Origin of the sequence: Idiomarina sp. 28-8, from assembly GCF_000320945.2 — a bacterium.
Taxonomy (GTDB): Bacteria; Pseudomonadota; Gammaproteobacteria; order Enterobacterales; family Alteromonadaceae; genus Idiomarina; species Idiomarina loihiensis.
Map to the genome: position 1 here is coordinate 159,071 of NZ_DF266789.1, position 17,914 is coordinate 176,984.

10 protein-coding genes are annotated in these 17,914 nt (G+C 48.3%); 3 read left to right on the forward strand and 7 right to left on the reverse strand.

The features are described 5' to 3' along the window. Nucleotides 1-47 precede the first annotated feature (47 nt). Nucleotides 48-3,935, reverse strand: coding sequence for a phosphoribosylformylglycinamidine synthase (gene purL / locus RJ32_RS00945; RefSeq protein ID WP_034818356.1), 3,888 nt, complete (start codon nt 3,933-3,935; stop codon nt 48-50). A gap of 143 nt (nt 3,936-4,078) precedes the next feature. Continuing rightward, complete coding sequence (locus tag RJ32_RS14850) at nt 4,079-4,216, reverse strand: hypothetical protein (protein WP_158511967.1); 138 nt, start codon at nt 4,214-4,216, stop codon at nt 4,079-4,081. Nucleotides 4,217-4,366: 150 nt separating this feature from the next. Between RJ32_RS14850 and RJ32_RS00950 the strand changes: the two genes are divergently transcribed. Further along, entirely contained in the window at nt 4,367-4,864 is a 498-nt protein-coding gene (locus RJ32_RS00950; RefSeq protein ID WP_034818357.1) for a transcriptional activator RfaH, read from the forward strand. Nucleotides 4,865-5,012: 148 nt separating this feature from the next. Here the strand turns inward: RJ32_RS00950 and mltF are convergent, their stop codons facing one another. Together mltF and RJ32_RS00960 are read right to left on the reverse strand one after the other, a co-directional pair. Beyond that, nucleotides 5,013-6,380 (reverse strand): membrane-bound lytic murein transglycosylase MltF, encoded by a 1,368-nt coding sequence (mltF, locus tag RJ32_RS00955; RefSeq protein WP_034818358.1) that lies wholly within the window; start codon nt 6,378-6,380, stop codon nt 5,013-5,015. A gap of 1 nt (nt 6,381) precedes the next feature. Beyond that, the gene (locus RJ32_RS00960; protein ID WP_034818359.1) at nt 6,382-7,665 is read right to left on the reverse strand and encodes an amidohydrolase; all 1,284 of its coding nucleotides are present in this window, start codon (nt 7,663-7,665) and stop codon (nt 6,382-6,384) included. A 69-nt stretch (nt 7,666-7,734) separates the two neighbouring features. Here RJ32_RS00960 and tadA point away from each other — a divergent pair, with 69 nt between their 5' ends. After that, nucleotides 7,735-8,208: a tRNA adenosine(34) deaminase TadA gene (gene tadA / locus RJ32_RS00965; protein ID WP_081423214.1), complete on the forward strand. Its 474-nt coding sequence runs from the start codon at nt 7,735-7,737 to the stop codon at nt 8,206-8,208. Here the strand turns inward: tadA and RJ32_RS00970 are convergent. The 3 genes from RJ32_RS00970 to RJ32_RS00980 all read right to left on the reverse strand — a co-directional run bounded on the left by RJ32_RS00970 (nt 8,201) and on the right by RJ32_RS00980 (nt 16,295). Further along, nucleotides 8,201-9,670, reverse strand: coding sequence for a Na+/H+ antiporter NhaC family protein (locus tag RJ32_RS00970; RefSeq protein ID WP_235598887.1), 1,470 nt, complete (start codon nt 9,668-9,670; stop codon nt 8,201-8,203). The two genes, tadA and RJ32_RS00970, sit on opposite strands and share 8 nt — an antisense overlap. Before the next feature lie 107 nt (nt 9,671-9,777). Beyond that, nucleotides 9,778-12,930, reverse strand: a complete 3,153-nt coding sequence (locus RJ32_RS00975) for a TonB-dependent receptor (RefSeq protein ID WP_034818360.1) — start codon at nt 12,928-12,930, stop codon at nt 9,778-9,780. 143 nt (nt 12,931-13,073) lie between these two features. Further along, entirely contained in the window at nt 13,074-16,295 is a 3,222-nt protein-coding gene (locus RJ32_RS00980; protein ID WP_051018701.1) for a TonB-dependent receptor, read from the reverse strand. 392 nt (nt 16,296-16,687) lie between these two features. Between RJ32_RS00980 and RJ32_RS00985 the strand changes: the two genes are divergently transcribed. Continuing rightward, entirely contained in the window at nt 16,688-17,896 is a 1,209-nt protein-coding gene (locus RJ32_RS00985) for an endonuclease/exonuclease/phosphatase family protein (RefSeq protein WP_034818361.1), read from the forward strand. Nucleotides 17,897-17,914 lie beyond the last annotated feature (18 nt).

Sequence of the window (17,914 nt, forward strand, 5' to 3'; positions counted from 1 at the left end):
TCCCGCAACCCAGCCGGTTAGCCGAATTGCGGTTTGCGCCGGGCGCGTTACCCGAGGTGCTTACGGGCGTTGCGGAACATGCGCATCCACGGGCTGTCTTCGCCCCATTCATCCGGGTGCCAGCTATTGGCTACGGTACGGAACACGCGTTCAGGGTGTGGCATCATTGCGGTCACACGACCATCGTCACTGGTTACCGCAGTAATACCTTTCGGTGAACCATTCGGGTTGGCCGGATACTGCTCAGCTACTTCGCCCCAGTTATCAATGTATCGCAGTGGAACCTGGCCACTTTGCTCCAGCTGAGACTGCTGCTGAGGGTTAGCAAACTCCGCACGGCCTTCACCATGAGACACCGCAATTGGCATACGCGAACCCGCCATGTCACCTAAGAAAATCGACTTAGATTCCTGCACTTCCACCAGACTAAAGCGCGCTTCAAAACGCTCGCTGCGGTTAGTCACAAAACGAGGCCAATGCTCAGTTCCCGGAATTAACTGCTTCAGAGTCGACAACATCTGACAGCCGTTACACACACCCAGTGCCAGTGTATCGTTACGCTTAAAGAAAGCTTCAAACTGCTCACGCGCACGGTCGTTAAATAAAATAGATTTAGCCCAGCCCTCACCGGCACCTAATACGTCGCCATACGAGAAGCCACCACAAGCAGCCAGTGCCTGCATATCTTCTAACGACACACGACCAGCCAGAATGTCGCTCATGTGAACATCAACCGCTTCAAAACCGGCACGGTCAAACGCCGCGGCCATTTCGTAATGCGAGTTCACGCCCTGCTCACGCAGAATCGCCACTTTCGGCGCAACGCCCTTAGCAATATAAGGCGCAGCAATATCCTCAGAAGGATCAAAAGTTAAGTCGGCCAGTAAACCCGGGTTATCGGCACGTTGTTTCAGACGGAATTCTTCGTCAGCACACACTGGGTTGTCACGCAGACGCTGCATGTGGTGCGTCGTTTCTGCCCATACCGTACGCCAGTGCGTACGGCTCTGGGCTAATACATTCTGTTCGTCACGGGTAAAGACAATGGCATCTTCATGCGTTGGCTCACCAATGCGTTTCACACAGTCGCCCAAACCAGCGGTTTTATAGGCGTCCATGACTTTTTGGTACTGCTCGTCACTAACCTGAATAACAGCACCCAGCTCTTCGTTGAACAGAGTCGCTAAGTTATCCTCGCCTAATTCGTCCAGCGCTACTTTCGCACCACAGTTACCGGCAAAGGCCATTTCCGCAACAGTAGTGAATAAACCACCGTCCGAGCGGTCGTGATACGCCAGTAAACGACCTTCGGTTACCAACTGCTGCGTGGTGTTAAAGAAAGCTTTAAAAGCTTCAGTGTCGTCCAGGTCTGGCGTATGTTGCCCCAGTTGCTGGTACACCTGCGCCAGTGCAGAGCCGCCTAAACGGTTCTGGCCTTTACCTAAATCAATCAGTACCAGATGCGACTGACCTTTGTCGGTACGCAACTGCGGTGTCAATGTAGAGCGAATATCATTCACCCGGCCAAACGCCGTAATAACCAGACTCATTGGCGCGGTCACAGCTTTGTCTTCGCCGTCTTCCTGCCACTGAGTTTTCATCGACATCGAATCTTTACCTACCGGAATAGTAATACCCAGTTCAGGACACAGCTCTTCACCGACGGCTTTAACGGCCTCATACAAACCTGCGTCTTCACCCGGATGACCAGCTGCGCACATCCAGTTGGCGGATAATTTAATGCGTTTTAAGTCGCCAATGTCCGCAGCGGCAATATTAGTCAAAGACTCTGCTACTGCCATGCGGGCCGAAGCACCAAAGTTCAGTAATGCCAGCGGCGTACGCTCGCCCATGGCCATAGCTTCGCCATGGTAGCTGTCATAGCTGGCCGCAGTTACCGCAACGTCAGCCACCGGTATCTGCCACGGGCCAACCATTTGGTCACGGGCAACCAGGCCAGTAACACTGCGGTCACCAATGGTAATTAAGAAGGTTTTCTCAGCAATAGCCGGTAAGCGCAATAAGCGATCAGCCGCGTCATTCAAATCAGCCGCTTCCAGATGCAATGGCGTACCTTCGGCCTGCAAGCGGGCCACGTCGCGGTGCATCTTCGGCGGTTTGCCTAGCAGTACGTCCAGTGATAAATCAATGGGCTGATTCGAGAACTTGGCATCGTTCAGTAAAATAGTCAGCTCTTCAGTCGCTTCACCAATAACGGCGTACTCTGCTCGCTCGCGCTCACACAAGGCTTCAAAACGCGCCATGTTCTCCGGAGCAATGGCAATAACGTAGCGTTCCTGCGACTCGTTGCACCAAATTTCCAGCGGTGTCATGCCGGGTTCATCGTTTGGTATCTCGCGCAATTCAAAGCGGCCACCACGACCACCATCACTCACCAGCTCGGGCATGGCATTCGACAAACCACCAGCGCCCACGTCGTGAATAAAGGCAATAGGGTTATCGGCCCCTAGCTGCCAGCAGCGGTCAATCACTTCCTGACAACGGCGTTCCATTTCCGGGTTTTCACGTTGCACTGAAGCAAAATCTAAATCTTCGGTCGACTCGCCCGACGCCATAGAAGATGCTGCGCCGCCACCTAAGCCAATGTTCATTGCCGGACCACCTAGTACAACCAGCTTAGCACCAACCGGAATATCACCTTTTTGTACGTGAGCTTCACGAATATTGCCTAAACCACCGGCAATCATAATTGGCTTATGGTAACCACGGGTCTCGCGTCCATTGTGGCTGTCGACTGTTTGCTCGTAAGTACGGAAATAGCCGGTCAGCGCCGGGCGACCAAATTCATTATTAAAGGCTGCGCCGCCTAATGGGCCTTCCAGCATAATATCCAGCGCCGAAACAATACGCGCTGGTTTGCCGTAGTTCTCTTCCCATGGTTGCTTAAAACCTGGAATGTTCAGGTTAGAAACGCTGAAACCCACCAAACCAGCTTTAGGTTTAGAACCAACACCGGTAGCGCCTTCGTCGCGAATTTCACCGCCCGAGCCGGTTGCCGCACCCGGGTAAGGAGAAATAGCCGTTGGGTGGTTATGCGTTTCCACCTTCATTAAGATATGCACCGGCTCGTGGCTGTAGCCATAGCTCATGCTGTCCGGTTGTGGGTAGAAACGCCCGGCTTCATGGCCTTCCATAACGGCGGCATTGTCTTTGTAAGCCGACAACACGTAGTCCGGTGTGGTTTCAAAGGTGTTTTTAATCATTTTGAACAGCGACTTAGGCTGTTCCGCGCCGTCTATGGTCCAGTCGGCGTTAAAAATTTTATGACGACAGTGCTCAGAGTTTGCCTGGGCAAACATATAAAGCTCAATGTCATTCGGGTTACGGTCCAGTTTGCGGAAATTCTCTACCAGATAATCAATTTCGTCGTCGGCCAGTGCCAGACCTAAGCTGATATTTGCCTGTGCCAGTGCTTCACGGCCGCCAGCGAGAATATCTACCGAAGACAATGGCTGCGGTTCCTGTGAGCGGAATAGCTGCTGCGCGTCGTTCATGTCGTACAACACACTTTCGGTCATACGATCATGCAATAGTAGCGCAGCCTGCTTCAGTTCTTCTGCCGACAAGTCACCCTGCAGATAAAAAGCCACACCACGCTCAACACGATGAATGCTTTTCAAGCCACAATTGTGGGCAATGTCAGTTGCTTTAGAGGCCCAGGGGGAAATTGTTCCAATGCGAGGGGTTACCAGTACCAGAGCACCTTGTGGCTCGTGCGCCGGCATTTCGGGGCCGTACTTCAGTAGTTGCAGCAATACCGAACGGTGTTCGTCGCTAAGTTCATTATGCAAGTCAACAAAGTGCTGATACTCGGCATAAAGCTCTTTGACAGGAATTCCTGCCTGTTTCAGTTGTTCAAGTTGCTTCGTTGTTTTGAAGGCTGATAAGGCAGGTGCACCGCGGTAGATTTCCACAAGCAAGGTCTCCAAAGCTGGGCGATTTTTGCTGGCAGATTATACAGTAGCCTGACATTCATGTCAGGTACAATATCGAACCTGGGGGTTTGTAGCCTGACATTTATGTCAGGTGAGATATCGCTCCTAACGTAAACGTCAGGCTACTCGATTTTCGGGGTACCTTCGCGATTCACTATGCGAAACCACTTTTCGCGGCGCTCAATGATGCGTTGTTTGCGCTTACGAATAACGGCGCGACGTCGGGAGTTGTTTTCACGTCTGAGGCGGTTGGCTTGCATAGACTTAGGCCTTTATTGCTTTGAAATGCTTAATCAGCTTACCGTGTCATGCCGGTTTTTTGCAACGACTTTATGTTCGCTTACCAGCCTAATTTGCGTAACTTAGGCTAATGTGGAAAGATCGGCGGCCGACGCACAAAAGGACCTGTTATGAATGAACTCGAATCTGACGTTTGGTACATAGTACGAACCAAGCCTAAGCAGGAAGAACGCGCCATACTGAATCTGGAGAATCAGGGATTTGGTGTTTTCGCGCCCGAGTTAACTGTAAAAAAGGTTCGTCGGGGTGTGCGTACCTCAGTCGTTGAGCGTATGTTCCCGGGCTATGTGTTCGTTAAGCCCGATGACATTATTGAGCAGTTTTACAAACTGCGCAGCACTTATGGTGTTGCGGGTGTTCTGCGTTTTGGCGACAACATTCCGAAGGTCCCACAAAGCTGGATTGACCAAATGCGAGGGGTTGATCAACTGACCGATGAACAGGCGCCTCAAATAGGCGACACGGTCGAAATTCAGCAAGGCCCTTTCCGTGGATTCCTTGCTAAAATTGTGAAGCTGGACGGCGAATCGCGCTGCTTCGTTATGCTGGAATGGATGCAAAAAGAAGTCAAAGCCAATTTCAGCTACAAAGAACTGCAGTTTCAGTAGCCTGACGTTTACGTCAGGAACGGCATCTCACCTGACATAAATGTCAGGCTACATTCACGGAACCCTTACCGGATATCGTAGGCTGACGTTCACGTCAGGAGCGATACCCCACCTGACATAAATGTCAGGCTACGTCGTACGGAACAGGCTACAGCCGTCCTTGTTCATCTAAATATTTCAATGTGTCGTAAAAACGGCGAATGTTACCGACATAGGTCACTGGTTCATCGCCTCGTGCGAAACCATAGCGAGTGTGGCGGTAAAACTGCTTTTGTCTCAGCAGTGGCAGACGTTTTTTCACGTCCACCCAGCGGTCCGGGTTCCCACCCTGGTGTTCAGTTAAAATCCGCGCATCTTCTAAATGACCGAATCCTATATTATACGCAGCTAACGCAAACCAGGTTCTGTCCGGTTGCGGAATTCTTGCAGGCACCCTATTTAGCATACGCTCCAGATAACGCGCACCGCCACGAATACTTTGTTCGGCATTCAAGCGGCTCTTAACCCCCATAGCTTTGGCTGTAGGCAACGTCAGCATCATCATGCCGCGCACCCCAGTAGGAGAAACTGCCCGCGGGTTCCACAACGATTCCTGATAAGAAATAGCAGCCAGCAAACGCCAGTCAAGCGACCCTGAATGCTCTTTAAAAGTTTCTATATAAACAGGCAGGACACGCTCTACCGCTTCTATAAACAAACTGGTCGTTACATAATTAAATTGTTTTACGTGACCAAAGTGCTGCTCTTTAATATGAGCTAAACGCCCACTAGAGCGAATTTCACCAAAATACTCAATAACCGCGGAAAATAACGAGTCGTCCGTGCCCTGCGGTAAAGCCCAGGCAATATCCTGATCATGCTTTACCGTAAAAGCCACACTTAAGTCGGGATGAAACCGCCGCTGAATATCTAACGCCGTGCTATCGGTAATGGTGTAATCAACCTCGCCGCTAATCACCATTTGCAACAGCTCGACCGCATCGTGATCGCGGGTCTCGCGCCACTTTAGTGTCGGAATACTGTCACCCAGGCTTTTTAAAAACTCATGGTGAGAACTGCCTTCCACCACCACAATTTCACCGTCGGTAATCTGCTGCAAGTCTCGTGGACGTTGACGCGAACCCTGCTTGAAAACCACCTTCTGGCTAATAATGTCGTAAGGCGGACTAAAGCGGAATAGCTGAGCGCGCGTCGATGTCCGGTCCAGACCTGCCGCAACAATATCAACCTCGCCGCGCCGCAGCATGGTAAACAAGTCGTTCACGTCAAAGCGCGGCACCATCTCCAGCTCCACGCCTAAGCGATCAGCAAAACGTTTCGCCAAGTCGTACTCGAAACCCTGCTCGCGGTCATGGTCAAAATAATAACTTGTTGGGTTTATCAAAGTTCCCACCCGCAATACCTGACGTTCCTGAACTACGGACATGGCATCGGGGCGGGTTTGAGGACTGCAGGCCGTTATTACACTAGCGACCAGCAGTAAAATAGCAAACAGCGATACTGCAGACTTCGGCATATTAGAGAGATTCCAAAGCCCAATTCACATAGAGTTCAGTACCGGTTTTCAGTGCGTCTTCGTCAGCGTAAAAATGCGGCGAGTGGTTACTCGGTTCTTCTGACATATCGCGCTCCGGTGGGGTAACCCCTAAAAAGACAAACATTCCGGGTACTTCCAGCGCATAATACGAGAAGTCTTCAGCTCCGGTCACTAAAGGCACTTCCTGTACTTTATCGGCGCCAGCTACCGCTCTTGTTACCGGCAGCATTTCGTCAATCAAGTCTGCATCATTACTGGTTACCGGGTAGCCTAAATCGACATGCACGTGGGCTTCTGCACCATTCGCCTCGGCTGTTTTCTCGGCTGTGTGCTTCAATTTAGCGTGAATATCCGAACGAATATCCATATCAAAATTGCGGATGGTGCCAATTAAGGTCACTTCGTCCGGAATAATGTTATTACGCACACCACCTTCCACAATGCCAAAAGACAAAACAGCCGGGGCTTTGGTGATATTCGTCTGACGGCTGATAATGGTCTGTGCGTTATTAATAATTTGTGCTGAGGTCACGATAGGGTCAACACCAGCCCATGGCGTAGAACCGTGCGCTTGCTTACCTTTTACTTTAATTTCGAACTGATCCGAAGACGCCATCAGCGGGCCTTTACGATAGCCCACATGACCTGTAGGGAAACCTGCCCAGACATGAATACCAAAGACTTTTTCTGGCTTATTCTCAGCAAACAAGCCTTCTTCCAGCATTAACTCAGCGCCGCCCTCTTCGCCTTCAGGCGCGCCTTCTTCAGCTGGCTGGAAGATAAACATAACGTTCCCGGCAAGTTCATCCTTCATTTCGGCTAGCTTTTCCGCCGCCCCCATTAACATAGCAACGTGATTATCGTGTCCGCAGGCGTGCATTACCCCCACTTCTTTACCACGATACTCTGATTTTACCGTCGACTTAAAAGGCACATCTGTCTGTTCAGTAACAGGCAATGCGTCCATATCCGCACGTAACGCGATGGTTGGGCCCGGCTTACCGCCTTTTAGCATGCCTACAACACCGGTATGCGCGACACCGGTTTCCACTTCCATGCCCAGAGAGCGCAAATGCTCAGCCACCATTTTTGCGGTTTCAAATTCGCGGTTACTCAGTTCAGGGTTGGCATGAATATGACGACGCCATTCAATGACCTGAGCTTCTAAGTCACTGCTGACTTTTACCGGTGACTGCTGAGCAGCAGCCTGAGCGCTATAGCCAAAGCTACTGGCCAGCATTAAGCTAATAATGAGCTTTTTCATTGTTCTCTCCTGCATAAGTGCGGATTGTTATTCTGGTACTGGGTAATATCCTGCGCTAAAATCGCCCTCATGACAACCGATGAAATCTACATGCAGCGAGCCTTAGAACTTGCTGAACAGGCACAAAACGCAGACGAAGTGCCCGTTGGCGCGGTATTGGTCATGGACGATAAAATTGTTGGCGAAGGTTACAATCAGGTTATTTCTTTGTCCGACCCTTCCGCCCATGCCGAAGCACAAGCTATTCGTTCTGCCGGTCAGGCTATCGATAACTATCGGTTGGTCAATGCCACCCTGTACGTCACCCTTGAACCCTGTGCCATGTGTGCCGGTTTAATCACTCATGCACGAGTCAAACGCCTGGTGTTCGGCGCAACCGACCCGCGGACAGGAGCCACCGGCACTGCCATTGAGGTTATTAACCACGCCTCCATGAACCATAAAGTCGATGTAGAAAGCGGTGTTTTAGCAGAAGAATGCGGCGACATTTTACGTCGTTTCTTTCGCGCCCGCCGCAAATCCGCCAAAGCTAACGCTAAATAAGCATACCCGTTATGGCGTAAGCCACAGTCGCTGCAAGCCCTGCTAATAAGGCATAAGGCAACTGCGTACGCACATGGTCTATGTGCTCAACTCCCGACGCCATAGAAGCAATAATAGTGGTATCAGAAATAGGCGACGCATGGTCACCGAATATGCCACCGGAAATTGCCGCCGCTATAAATGGCGCGGCCGGCAAACCTAACGTCATTGCCAGCGGTATCGCCAGAGGCAGCATAATGGCAAAGGTTCCCCAACTGGAGCCGATAGAAAAACCGGTAATAGCCGACAGCACAAATATCAGCGGTAACAGCATCCACAATGCCACCGAACCATCCAGAGCAGCGGCCAAAAACTCTCCCGTACCTAAGTCGCGGGTTAAGCCTCCCAGCGCAATAGACAACCACAAAATGACCGCCAACGGCAGAATATTCCAGGCACCTTTTAGCAGGTACTTACCAACATCGACCAAGCCTGCCGGCTGTGTCATCAGAGTTCCGGCTACGGCAATGCCCAGCGCCACATAAATAGCGACAAACACACTTAAAGTGCCGTTGCCGTCAACCAATACGCCGTTCCCGGTAGCCAGCAGCATAACCGGAACCATCACCACCAGCGAAATCAGGCTGGTCATGACTACCGCCGTACCCTTACCAAAACTGGCCTCATCATCCGGGCCATCGCCCCAGGTATTTTTGGAAACCTGATCGGGCACAGCATTCTTTTCAAAGGCTTTCATCGGCCCAATGTTCCAGTCGAACAGCGCCACAAAAAGCGCCAGCAATACCGCAAAAATGGCATAGAAGTTAAAGGCAATAGACTGAATAAACACCAGCAATGGTTGCTCAACGCCCTGGTTCGTAATGAGCGTTAAATTAAACGCCCCCCAGGCATTCAGCGGAATTAAAATACAAATAGCAGCACAGGTAGAGTCAACAATGTAAGCGAGCTTTTCGCGGGCAATGCCCAGGCGGTCATAAATAGGCCGCGAAGTGGTGCCGGAAATCATAATGGTCACGTTCGATTCAATAAAGACCACGACGCCCAGTATCCAGGTCATTAACCGTGCCCGGCGCTTGTTTTCTATCCACTGCTTTTTTTCCAGCTTCAGCACAAACTCTTTAAACGTACCGCCATTTTCCAGCACGCCAAACAACGCACCAATACCCAGAGTAAAAAACCACACCAGCATATTACTGGGGTCGATAAGGGTGTCCCAGGTGCTGTTTAAAGTGCCGTAAGCAATATTGTCAGGAGCAGGCCAGAACAGCAGTATATTGGCCAGAATAATACCGCCAATAAGCGCCAGCAGAACTTTTCGGGTAACTATGGCAAATACAATTGCCAATAAGGAAGGTAAAAGACTGGTCCAGCTCAGTTCCATTAGGGTGCGTTTGTAAATGTCTGATACTGGGAGGTTAAAACAATAAACCGCCGCGGGCAATACCAGCGGCGGTTTATTCATAACACTAACTCATAACCTGACATTCCGTAATCTGAAATGCCACCCCGTAGCCTGACATTTATGTCAGGTGGGATATCGTTCCTGACGTAAACGTCAGGTTACGTCCGTTAGAACTTGTATTCTACGCCTATGCGCACAGACCATAGTGAAGGTTCACCCTGGCGTGACTGAACGTTTGATACGTCGCGGAAATTGTTGAACTGGTACTGACCCGCGTCATTAATTTCAACGTCAGCAATATTGATGGCGCGTGGGAATCGAGCTTCATACAGCACGCCCCAGTCGTCGTTCAGCATATTACCTAAGTTTTCAATAACGAAGAAGGCAGATGCTTTGTGTCCGTCCATAAAGCCTGGTAATTCCTGCTCAACACGCAAGTCCACTTTAGTCCACCATTTGCTGTTGAACTCGTTACGTGGTGCTATGCCGCCCGCGTATTTGCTCAAACCAGACTCTTCAAGGAAGTCGAAGAAAGCACCTGTTTCAAATGGGTTACCATCACCGTCTGTACCGACGGCAAAGTTTGGATCATCCAGACCTGTTGGTACGTAAAGCAAGCTACGTCCCTGATAGGCTATGTCGCCAAAAGGACCATCGCTCATTGTATAAGAGAACGGACGACCTTTGTTGCGTGTACCAAACAAGGTCACAACAGTTTCGTAGCCATCAAAGAACTCTTTAGTGTAGTTCGCTTTAAAGGTAAAGCGGTGCGGTATTTCGTAGTTAGACGTAGAAACACCAGGATTCTGAGCGTTAGCTGTTGCCAGATTCGTGTAGTTAGAGAACGACACTGAACTGGTCATTGGGTTAACGTCTTCCGCTTTGTTGTAAGCATAACCAAAGGTCCAGTCCAGACCAAAGTCATGAGTCTTACTCAACGCCAGTGAAACAGTCGTCTGTGAGCCTGAATCACCATCAACATTCGTCAGCAGGAAGTCATCGCCCTGGTCACGTCCATCAGTAGACAACTCTTCAAAAATTGGACGACCATCTGGTGCCGTATCAACCTGCTCCAGACCCATGTTGTAGATAACTGCAGCATCTTTCTTATCAGTATATAAGAAGTCAGCCATCAGAATGTAATTATCCGGCAAGGTGTAAGTTGCACCTAAAGCGTATTTCCATTCTTTTGGTAATTCGAAGTTAGGGTCCATAGTATTAATTGGGCCCTGACCACTTGCGTTAGCCACCTCGTCGAACAGCTCTTGAGGAACATCATAAATTGGACGGCCTTCGCCAGTGTGCGGCACATTAAATAACGGCTCGTCTGCAAAGCTGCGAGAAGCCTCGTACTGAGTTACACCGTTATTTGAGTAGTTATTAGAAATCCACACGTTCGGGTTACCGCCAGAATACAAGCCAACACCACCGCGAACTTCTAAGTCCGGGTTAACAAACCAGTTGAAACCAAAACGGGGTTGCAATAAGTCCTGACCATCCATGTTTTGCTGGTTAGAGAAGCCGTACAGTTCCTGGTTCAATGGGTTATTCACCGGCAAGTCATCGCTGGTATACCAGTCATAACGCAAGCCATAAGTGAAAGTAATGTCCATTGGAGCGTAATAGTATTCGTCCTGAACATAAGCAGTATTTACCGCGTAAGCAAATTCAGCGGCTGCGTCTTGCGGATTGTTAGTACCGGCAGCGCTTTCATAAATTACAGTACTCGGTGTACCCGCTTCAAAGTCATCAATAGAGCCGAAACGGTACTCACCCTCTGCTTCCTGAACAAACAGGTTAAACACGTCATATTCTTCGCGCTCGATACCGGCAGAAATAACGTGATCACCGGCTAAGTAGGTACCTTTTAATTTGAAGAAGGTCGTATCGTATTTCAGCTTGTTCGCATGACGAGAGTCATCCGCACCTAAGTAAACCGTTGCGTCATTAACACCAATCTGCACTTCACCGAAATCGGTGCCGCCCAACGGGTTAACACGAGCATCTAACTCAGAGTAACCAATACGTGCTTCAGTCGAGAAGTTATCACTCCAGTCAGAGTATAACTCACCAACATAAGAAGTGAACTTAGCGCCACGCTCGTAGAAGTGGTTAGAAAACTCTAACTCGTCTGAATCACCATCAGACTCCGCAATAGAATAACCGTCGTTATAGTTGTAAGTTAATGACGCACGATGCGCATCATTAATATACCAATCTAACTTAGCAAGGAATTTTTCGTCTTCGACTGGCATGCTTGCCGGAAAACCACCAGGATTGTATCCGTAAACATTCTGTGCAATATCAGCGATACGCTCAACGTCAGCCTGGCTTACGCCAACAACTTCTGTCGCCGCACCTGAGCCTTCAGGACCACGATCAAAAGTGTCAGAACCTTCCAGTTTTTCGTACGCAGTAAAGAAGAATAATTTGTCTTCAATAAACGCACCACCAAGGTTGAAGCCATAACGTTTTTCGCTGAAGTCACCAACGTTAATACTGTCGCCTTCCAGCTCGTCACCTTGCAATGAATCGTTGGTGTAGTCATAGAACACACCACCGAACATTTCGTTGTCGCCAGTTTTGGTAACCGCGTTGATATTACAGGCAGTGAAACCACCGTACTGTACATCAAATGGTGCAAACTCTACCGCAACCTGCTCAATGGCATCGTAAGAGAACGGCATGCGTTCAGTCGGATAACCGCTGCTGTTCAGGCCGAAGTTATCATTCATACGAACGCCATCAACGGTCAAGCTGTTAAAACGAGGGTTAGCGCCGCCACACTGAATAGCACCAGAGTTCGTTTCATTGATATAGATGCGCGGATCAATCGACACAACATCACGCAAGTCACGGTCACTCGCCGGAGCGTTTTCTAAATCCTGAAGATTAAAGTTTGCAGCCGGACTGTTGCTACCATACAACGCATTGCTGGTCATAGAACCAGTAACGCTTAAGCGTTCCATCTCTTCCTGAGACTGAAGCATAACATTTACATTTTGTGAGTCACCTAAGGTCAGGTAAACGTCTTCTACAACCTGGGTGCGGCCGTTTGGACCTTCCACCACGATAGTGTACGGACCACCAACCGGCAAGCCCCGTGAAGAGAATGTGCCTTGCTCGTTTGAGCGTAAGGTTTTGGTTGTTCCAGTACGGTCATCGCGCAACTGGATAGTCGCGTTTGATACAACCTGTCCGGACTCAGTGGTAACAACACCACGCAGGCTGGATGAAGTTTCCTGAGCCATAGCAGCACCGCTAAGACCCATAGCAATAGCAGCTGCAACAGCTGTACGCTTGAAAGTAGAGTTAAACATAGTTTTGTTCTTCCCGATTTTGGTTTTGGGTATTTATGCGAGGAAGAGGGTAAAGCTTGTTTATGACAATTTAGTGAAAGTACTCCAAAAAAAAAGCCCCACAAAATTGTGAGGCTTTTATTTGTTTTAGTTTGTTTTTTGCTTTAGAAGGTATAACGAACACCTAATTTAGCGCTCCACGAAGAGCTGCTCATATCAACCGAGCTGTAATTATTTGGATAGTAGCCATTATAGACTGAGTCAATCTGGTACTTGCCTTCATCACTTAAACCACCAAAGTCATACAGGGCAACTTGCGGGTAAGTCAGATAGCGCTCAACACCCCAGTCACTGTTCAGTAGATTAGCAAAATTATCAATTGTTAAGTATAGAATTCCTTTGTGCCCATCCATAAAGCCCGGAATTTCCTGCTGGATACTTAAGTCGATATCCGTTACCCACGGTTGGTTGTGAGTATTGCGATCAAGGATATAGCCCTCGTCACCGCCATAGGCGATACCGGCGTTATCGAGTAACATTTTAATTTCATCCCAACTGATTGAGTTATCCCAATCAACGTTAGGATCTTCGCCGTTAGCTGGAATATATGGCAGATAGGCCGACTGAGTATACATACTCTCGAATGAACTATCCCCAAAGTCACCATCTTCGAACATACCCATAATATAGCTGAACGGACGACCTGAACGACGTTCAAAGAATAAGTTAAAGCGTGTTTCATAGTCGGCAAAAAACTCTTTCTTGTAACCCAGAGTAATTTTCACACTATGCTCAACTTCGAAGTTGCCCGTCGCAGAAAATGCCTGGTTACGACTTTTAGCGACGTAGTGCTTATAGTTGCTTGCCGCCTGGGACGATGAACCCGCGCCATTGTCTTCAACATCCTGATACGTATAGCTGGCGGTGAAACTTAAACCGTTATTCCATTGCTTAGCTAAAGACTGTGAGAAAATAAATGCACGACCGTCATCAGGTGAGTTAGTCAGCATAATATCGTAGTTCTGAGCTCGGTCACCGTCGTAGCGAGACTCATAAATAATACGCTCACCATCAGCAGCATAACCCACTTCTTCTATAGCGGTATTATACCAAACGGGCTGATCTTCTATGCGTTTATACATAAATGACGTTGTGGCATTAAACATGTCACCTAAGTATGGAATATCCAATTCATAGTCGAAGGCTAATTGGGCGCGCCAATCGCTAGGTAACTCAAAATTTGGATCAGTAAAGTTAGTGCTACCGTTACCTTGTTCCATAGAGTCCAGAATATCTTCCGGAACTTGAGTAAAGTCCACATCCGTACGACCATCGAAGTAGTTATTGATAACACTCGTCGGTGCCGAAACTAAAGTCACGCCATCCTTTGTAAATGGATTGGTATACCAAACATTCGGCACGCCACCATAGAAGCGACCAATGCCACCACGAACGACTAAACTGGTATCTGTATAGTATTTAAAGCCAACACGAGGCAAAATAATGTCCAGACCATCAAGATTCTCTTGGTTTGTTATTCCTTGCTCAGCGTAAGCCTGCTCGAAGTTTTCATTCAGGGTAGGCTTATCACTCGAACTCAAACGCTCATAGCGCAGGCCACCATTCACTTCCAGGTTAGGCGTAACGTAGAATGTGTCACCAACATAAAGCGCATAAGTTGTTCTATCAACTTCATACGCTGCATCTTCTGAATTATTGGTATACGCATTCTGATAAGCGAAATTACGGTTTCCGTTATCGTCAATCCCCACTACGCCTGCGGCAAAGTCTTCAAGAGAATCAAACTTCCAGTAACCTAATGAGTCGGGAACAAACTTATTATATAGAGTCAGTTCTTCAACTTGCGCACCGAATACAATTTCATGTTCTCCGTACAAGTACGTTGCATCAAAGTTGAAGGTTAAGTTGTCATTCTTTGCGACATTCGCATGGCGATAACGGTCACGTCCAAGTTCAAATGTCGGCCCGCGCTCTTCAAGGTCGACTTCAATGGCACCCAGGCTCGAATTGGTCAAAGAGTTGGCTTCAACATCTTTATATGTGATGCCAATTTCTGTAATGAAATTTGCGGACCAATCACTGTACAAACGTGCACTGACATTGTTCATGCGAGTATGGTAGGTATAACGACGTGAACTCAACGGAATCGTCGTACCACCGGTAGCAAACTCACGCTCATCAGCATTATCCTGCCACTGATAGGTGACATCAAAACGGTGGTCATTATTAATATTCCAACTGAGCTTAGTCAGCCACTTGCGGTCTTTACTTTCAGGGTCACCACCGAGCGAATCACTTAAACCGTAATTGTCGAGAGCACTCATGAACTCGTTAAATTCGGCTTCAGTGATATAAAACTCATTAGTCGCACCACTGTTTTCAAACCCGTAATCAAGGTCAACTTCGTTTGTCCACTCTTCGTAATTCGTAAAGAAGAACAGTTGATCTTTAATAATCGGACCACCTAGCGATAACCCAAAGGTTGAAATCGTATCATTCGATTCAACACTTTCCTCTCGATAGGTACGGTAGCCGTTATCGTCAGTCTGACGATAGTTTTCACGAATAACGTCAACGTCACCTTTTAAATCTGGGCTTGTGTATTCGTAAAAAACTTCGCCTTTAAACTCATTAGTACCCGATTTAGTAACAGCATTAATTGTGCCGCCAGAAAAGTCGCCTTTTTTTACAGAGAAAGGTGCAGCATCTACAGATATTTGTTCTATAGCGCCTAAAGAAACCGGAGGTTGCTCTGTGGGATAGCCACCGTAATTTAGACCAAAGTCATCATTCTGGCCAATCCCATCTACCGTGATGCTGTTCATACGAGGGTCGCCACCGGCAATCGTCATCTCGCCCGACCCATTAATAGTAACCAGAGGGTTAATGCGAGCTACGTCTTTTAAGTCACGGTTAAGGCTTGGCATGTTATTGATCGTATCTTCACCAAAGCTACTGCTGGCTCCGCCACTTTCCATCAGTATCGCAGAGCCAGTTACCACCAAACGTTCCATATCAGCAGATTCAAGCTGACGTGTTAAACGGTAAGTATCCCCAAGATTTAAATAAACATCCTCAAGAACTGCATCACGATATTGCTCAGAGTCCAGAATAACCTGGTACGGCCCGCCAACACGTAGGCCTTTCGCGATGAAAGTACCATCTTCGTTTGTTGTAAATTCATTCACCGTACCTGTTGGCTGGTGAATAATAACAATTTTTGTGTTTGCTGCAGGGTTACCCTGTGGACCTGTGATAACACCACGCATAGACGATGATGTTTCTTGAGCAAAAGCGCTTGTCGAAATTCCCACAGCTAAAGCAATAGCTGCAGAAATGCGACTCACCTTGGAGTTCATTCTCATGAGTTATTTCCTAGTTTTTTAGCAACGATAAAAAGAAAGTGTTGAAAAGGACGAAATGAGGTAAAGAAAAAATATGACAACTTAGTTAACATGCGTGAAGCGGAAGAACTCTTTTGCGAACGCAGAAGGGGAAACTGGATCGTTCGCTTACTATTCGATGAAGAGCCGCGGCATAACAGCTGATTCATTACCGGGAAACTCATAGCCTGAAAAGTATTCAGTACGCGGCAAGAGGTCGGAGCTGTATGGGATCGGGCTGGTTTCATTACACTTCTAAGACATTTTTGTGTCAGATATGTGACATATTTTAGTCAATTTATTAGCTCTTGCCTAGTCATCCGGGAACCTTTATTCTCACTCACTGTCTTAGGCTGCTCTCAAACGGTTATCCCATGGGCTTTATACGGTTTTTATTAATTTTAACATTCGTTGTTCTTATGATTCCTACCTCTTTTAATGCAACCGCCGGTTCCGGCAAAGGCGAACCAGAAACCATACGGGTTGCGACTTTTAATGTCAGTATGGACGCATCTAATTACCTGAGCGATAGCGAGCTCCCGCAGTTAGACAAATCTCCTGTACCAGAGGTGTTACAGCAGGATCATAGACAAATTCGTGGTATTGCCGAAATACTGCAACGTGTACGACCGGATATCGTTTTACTGAACGAATTCGATTACGTTGATAAACAGGTTGGCGTAAATGTCTTTCAGGAAAAGTACCTGTCAGTTTCACAGAACGGACAAAAAGCAATTGAGTATCCTTATGCTTATATTGCTCCGGTAAATACCGGTGTGCCCTCGCCTTTTGACTTAAACCGCGACGGCAAGGCACAAGGCACCGGCATCGACGCCTGGGGTTTTGGTTGGTATCCGGGTCAGTACGGTATGGTCATTTTGTCGAAGTACCCACTGCAAGTCGATAAAGCACGAACCTTTCAGCACTTCTTGTGGAAAGACATGCCCGGCCGCCATATCCCCTACGTTATGAATGACCAGAAAAAGCCAACTGACGAACAATGGTACCCCGAGGAAGTTATGGCGCAGTACCCTTTAAGTTCGAAGTCGCATTGGGACATTCCGGTGCAAGTGGGCGACAAAGTCATTCATTTATTGGCTGCTCACCCGGTACCGCCAGCATTCGACGGCCCGGAAAACAGCAACGGCATGCGTAACTACGATGAAATTCGCTTATTCGCTGACTACCTAACGCCGGGTAAAGACAATTATATTTATGATGATAAAGGTTCACGCGGTGGGCTTGGTCAAAATGAAAGCTTTATTGTTTTAGGTGACATGAATGCAGAGGCTGGCTCTGGTGGTGTTGATGGCGCTATAGAACAATTGCTGCAACACCCTCGGGTAAATGACGTTAAACCCCAAAGCCACGGCGGTGAACAGCACTCACCAGACAAACAAGGCTCGCAGTATCATACAGCGGCCTGGCGCAAGCGCGTCGACTACGTGCTGCCGTCTAACGATTTAGTCGTTAAAGACGCAGGCGTGTTCTGGCCTGTGGGTGATGAGGCTGGCAGCAAGCTAATGCAAAAGCGCAGTGCCTCTTCCGACCATCGCATGGTCTGGCTGGATATCGTTAAATAGCCTGACGTGGCCGGATAC

What these genes read in the sequence shown, in the direction of transcription:
- RJ32_RS14850 (WP_158511967.1), bottom strand. Translation starts at nt 4,216, where the DNA reads ATGCAAGCCAACCGCCTCAGACGTGAAAACAACTCCCGACGTCGCGCC.
- RJ32_RS00950 (WP_034818357.1), top strand. Translation starts at nt 4,367, where the DNA reads ATGAATGAACTCGAATCTGACGTTTGGTACATAGTACGAACCAAGCCT.
- mltF (WP_034818358.1), bottom strand. Translation starts at nt 6,380, where the DNA reads ATGCCGAAGTCTGCAGTATCGCTGTTTGCTATTTTACTGCTGGTCGCT.
- RJ32_RS00960 (WP_034818359.1), bottom strand. Translation starts at nt 7,665, where the DNA reads ATGAAAAAGCTCATTATTAGCTTAATGCTGGCCAGTAGCTTTGGCTAT.
- tadA (WP_081423214.1), top strand. Translation starts at nt 7,735, where the DNA reads ATGACAACCGATGAAATCTACATGCAGCGAGCCTTAGAACTTGCTGAA.
- RJ32_RS00970 (WP_235598887.1), bottom strand. Translation starts at nt 9,670, where the DNA reads ATGAATAAACCGCCGCTGGTATTGCCCGCGGCGGTTTATTGTTTTAAC.
- RJ32_RS00975 (WP_034818360.1), bottom strand. Translation starts at nt 12,930, where the DNA reads ATGTTTAACTCTACTTTCAAGCGTACAGCTGTTGCAGCTGCTATTGCT.
- RJ32_RS00980 (WP_051018701.1), bottom strand. Translation starts at nt 16,295, where the DNA reads ATGAGAATGAACTCCAAGGTGAGTCGCATTTCTGCAGCTATTGCTTTA.
- RJ32_RS00985 (WP_034818361.1), top strand. Translation starts at nt 16,688, where the DNA reads ATGGGCTTTATACGGTTTTTATTAATTTTAACATTCGTTGTTCTTATG.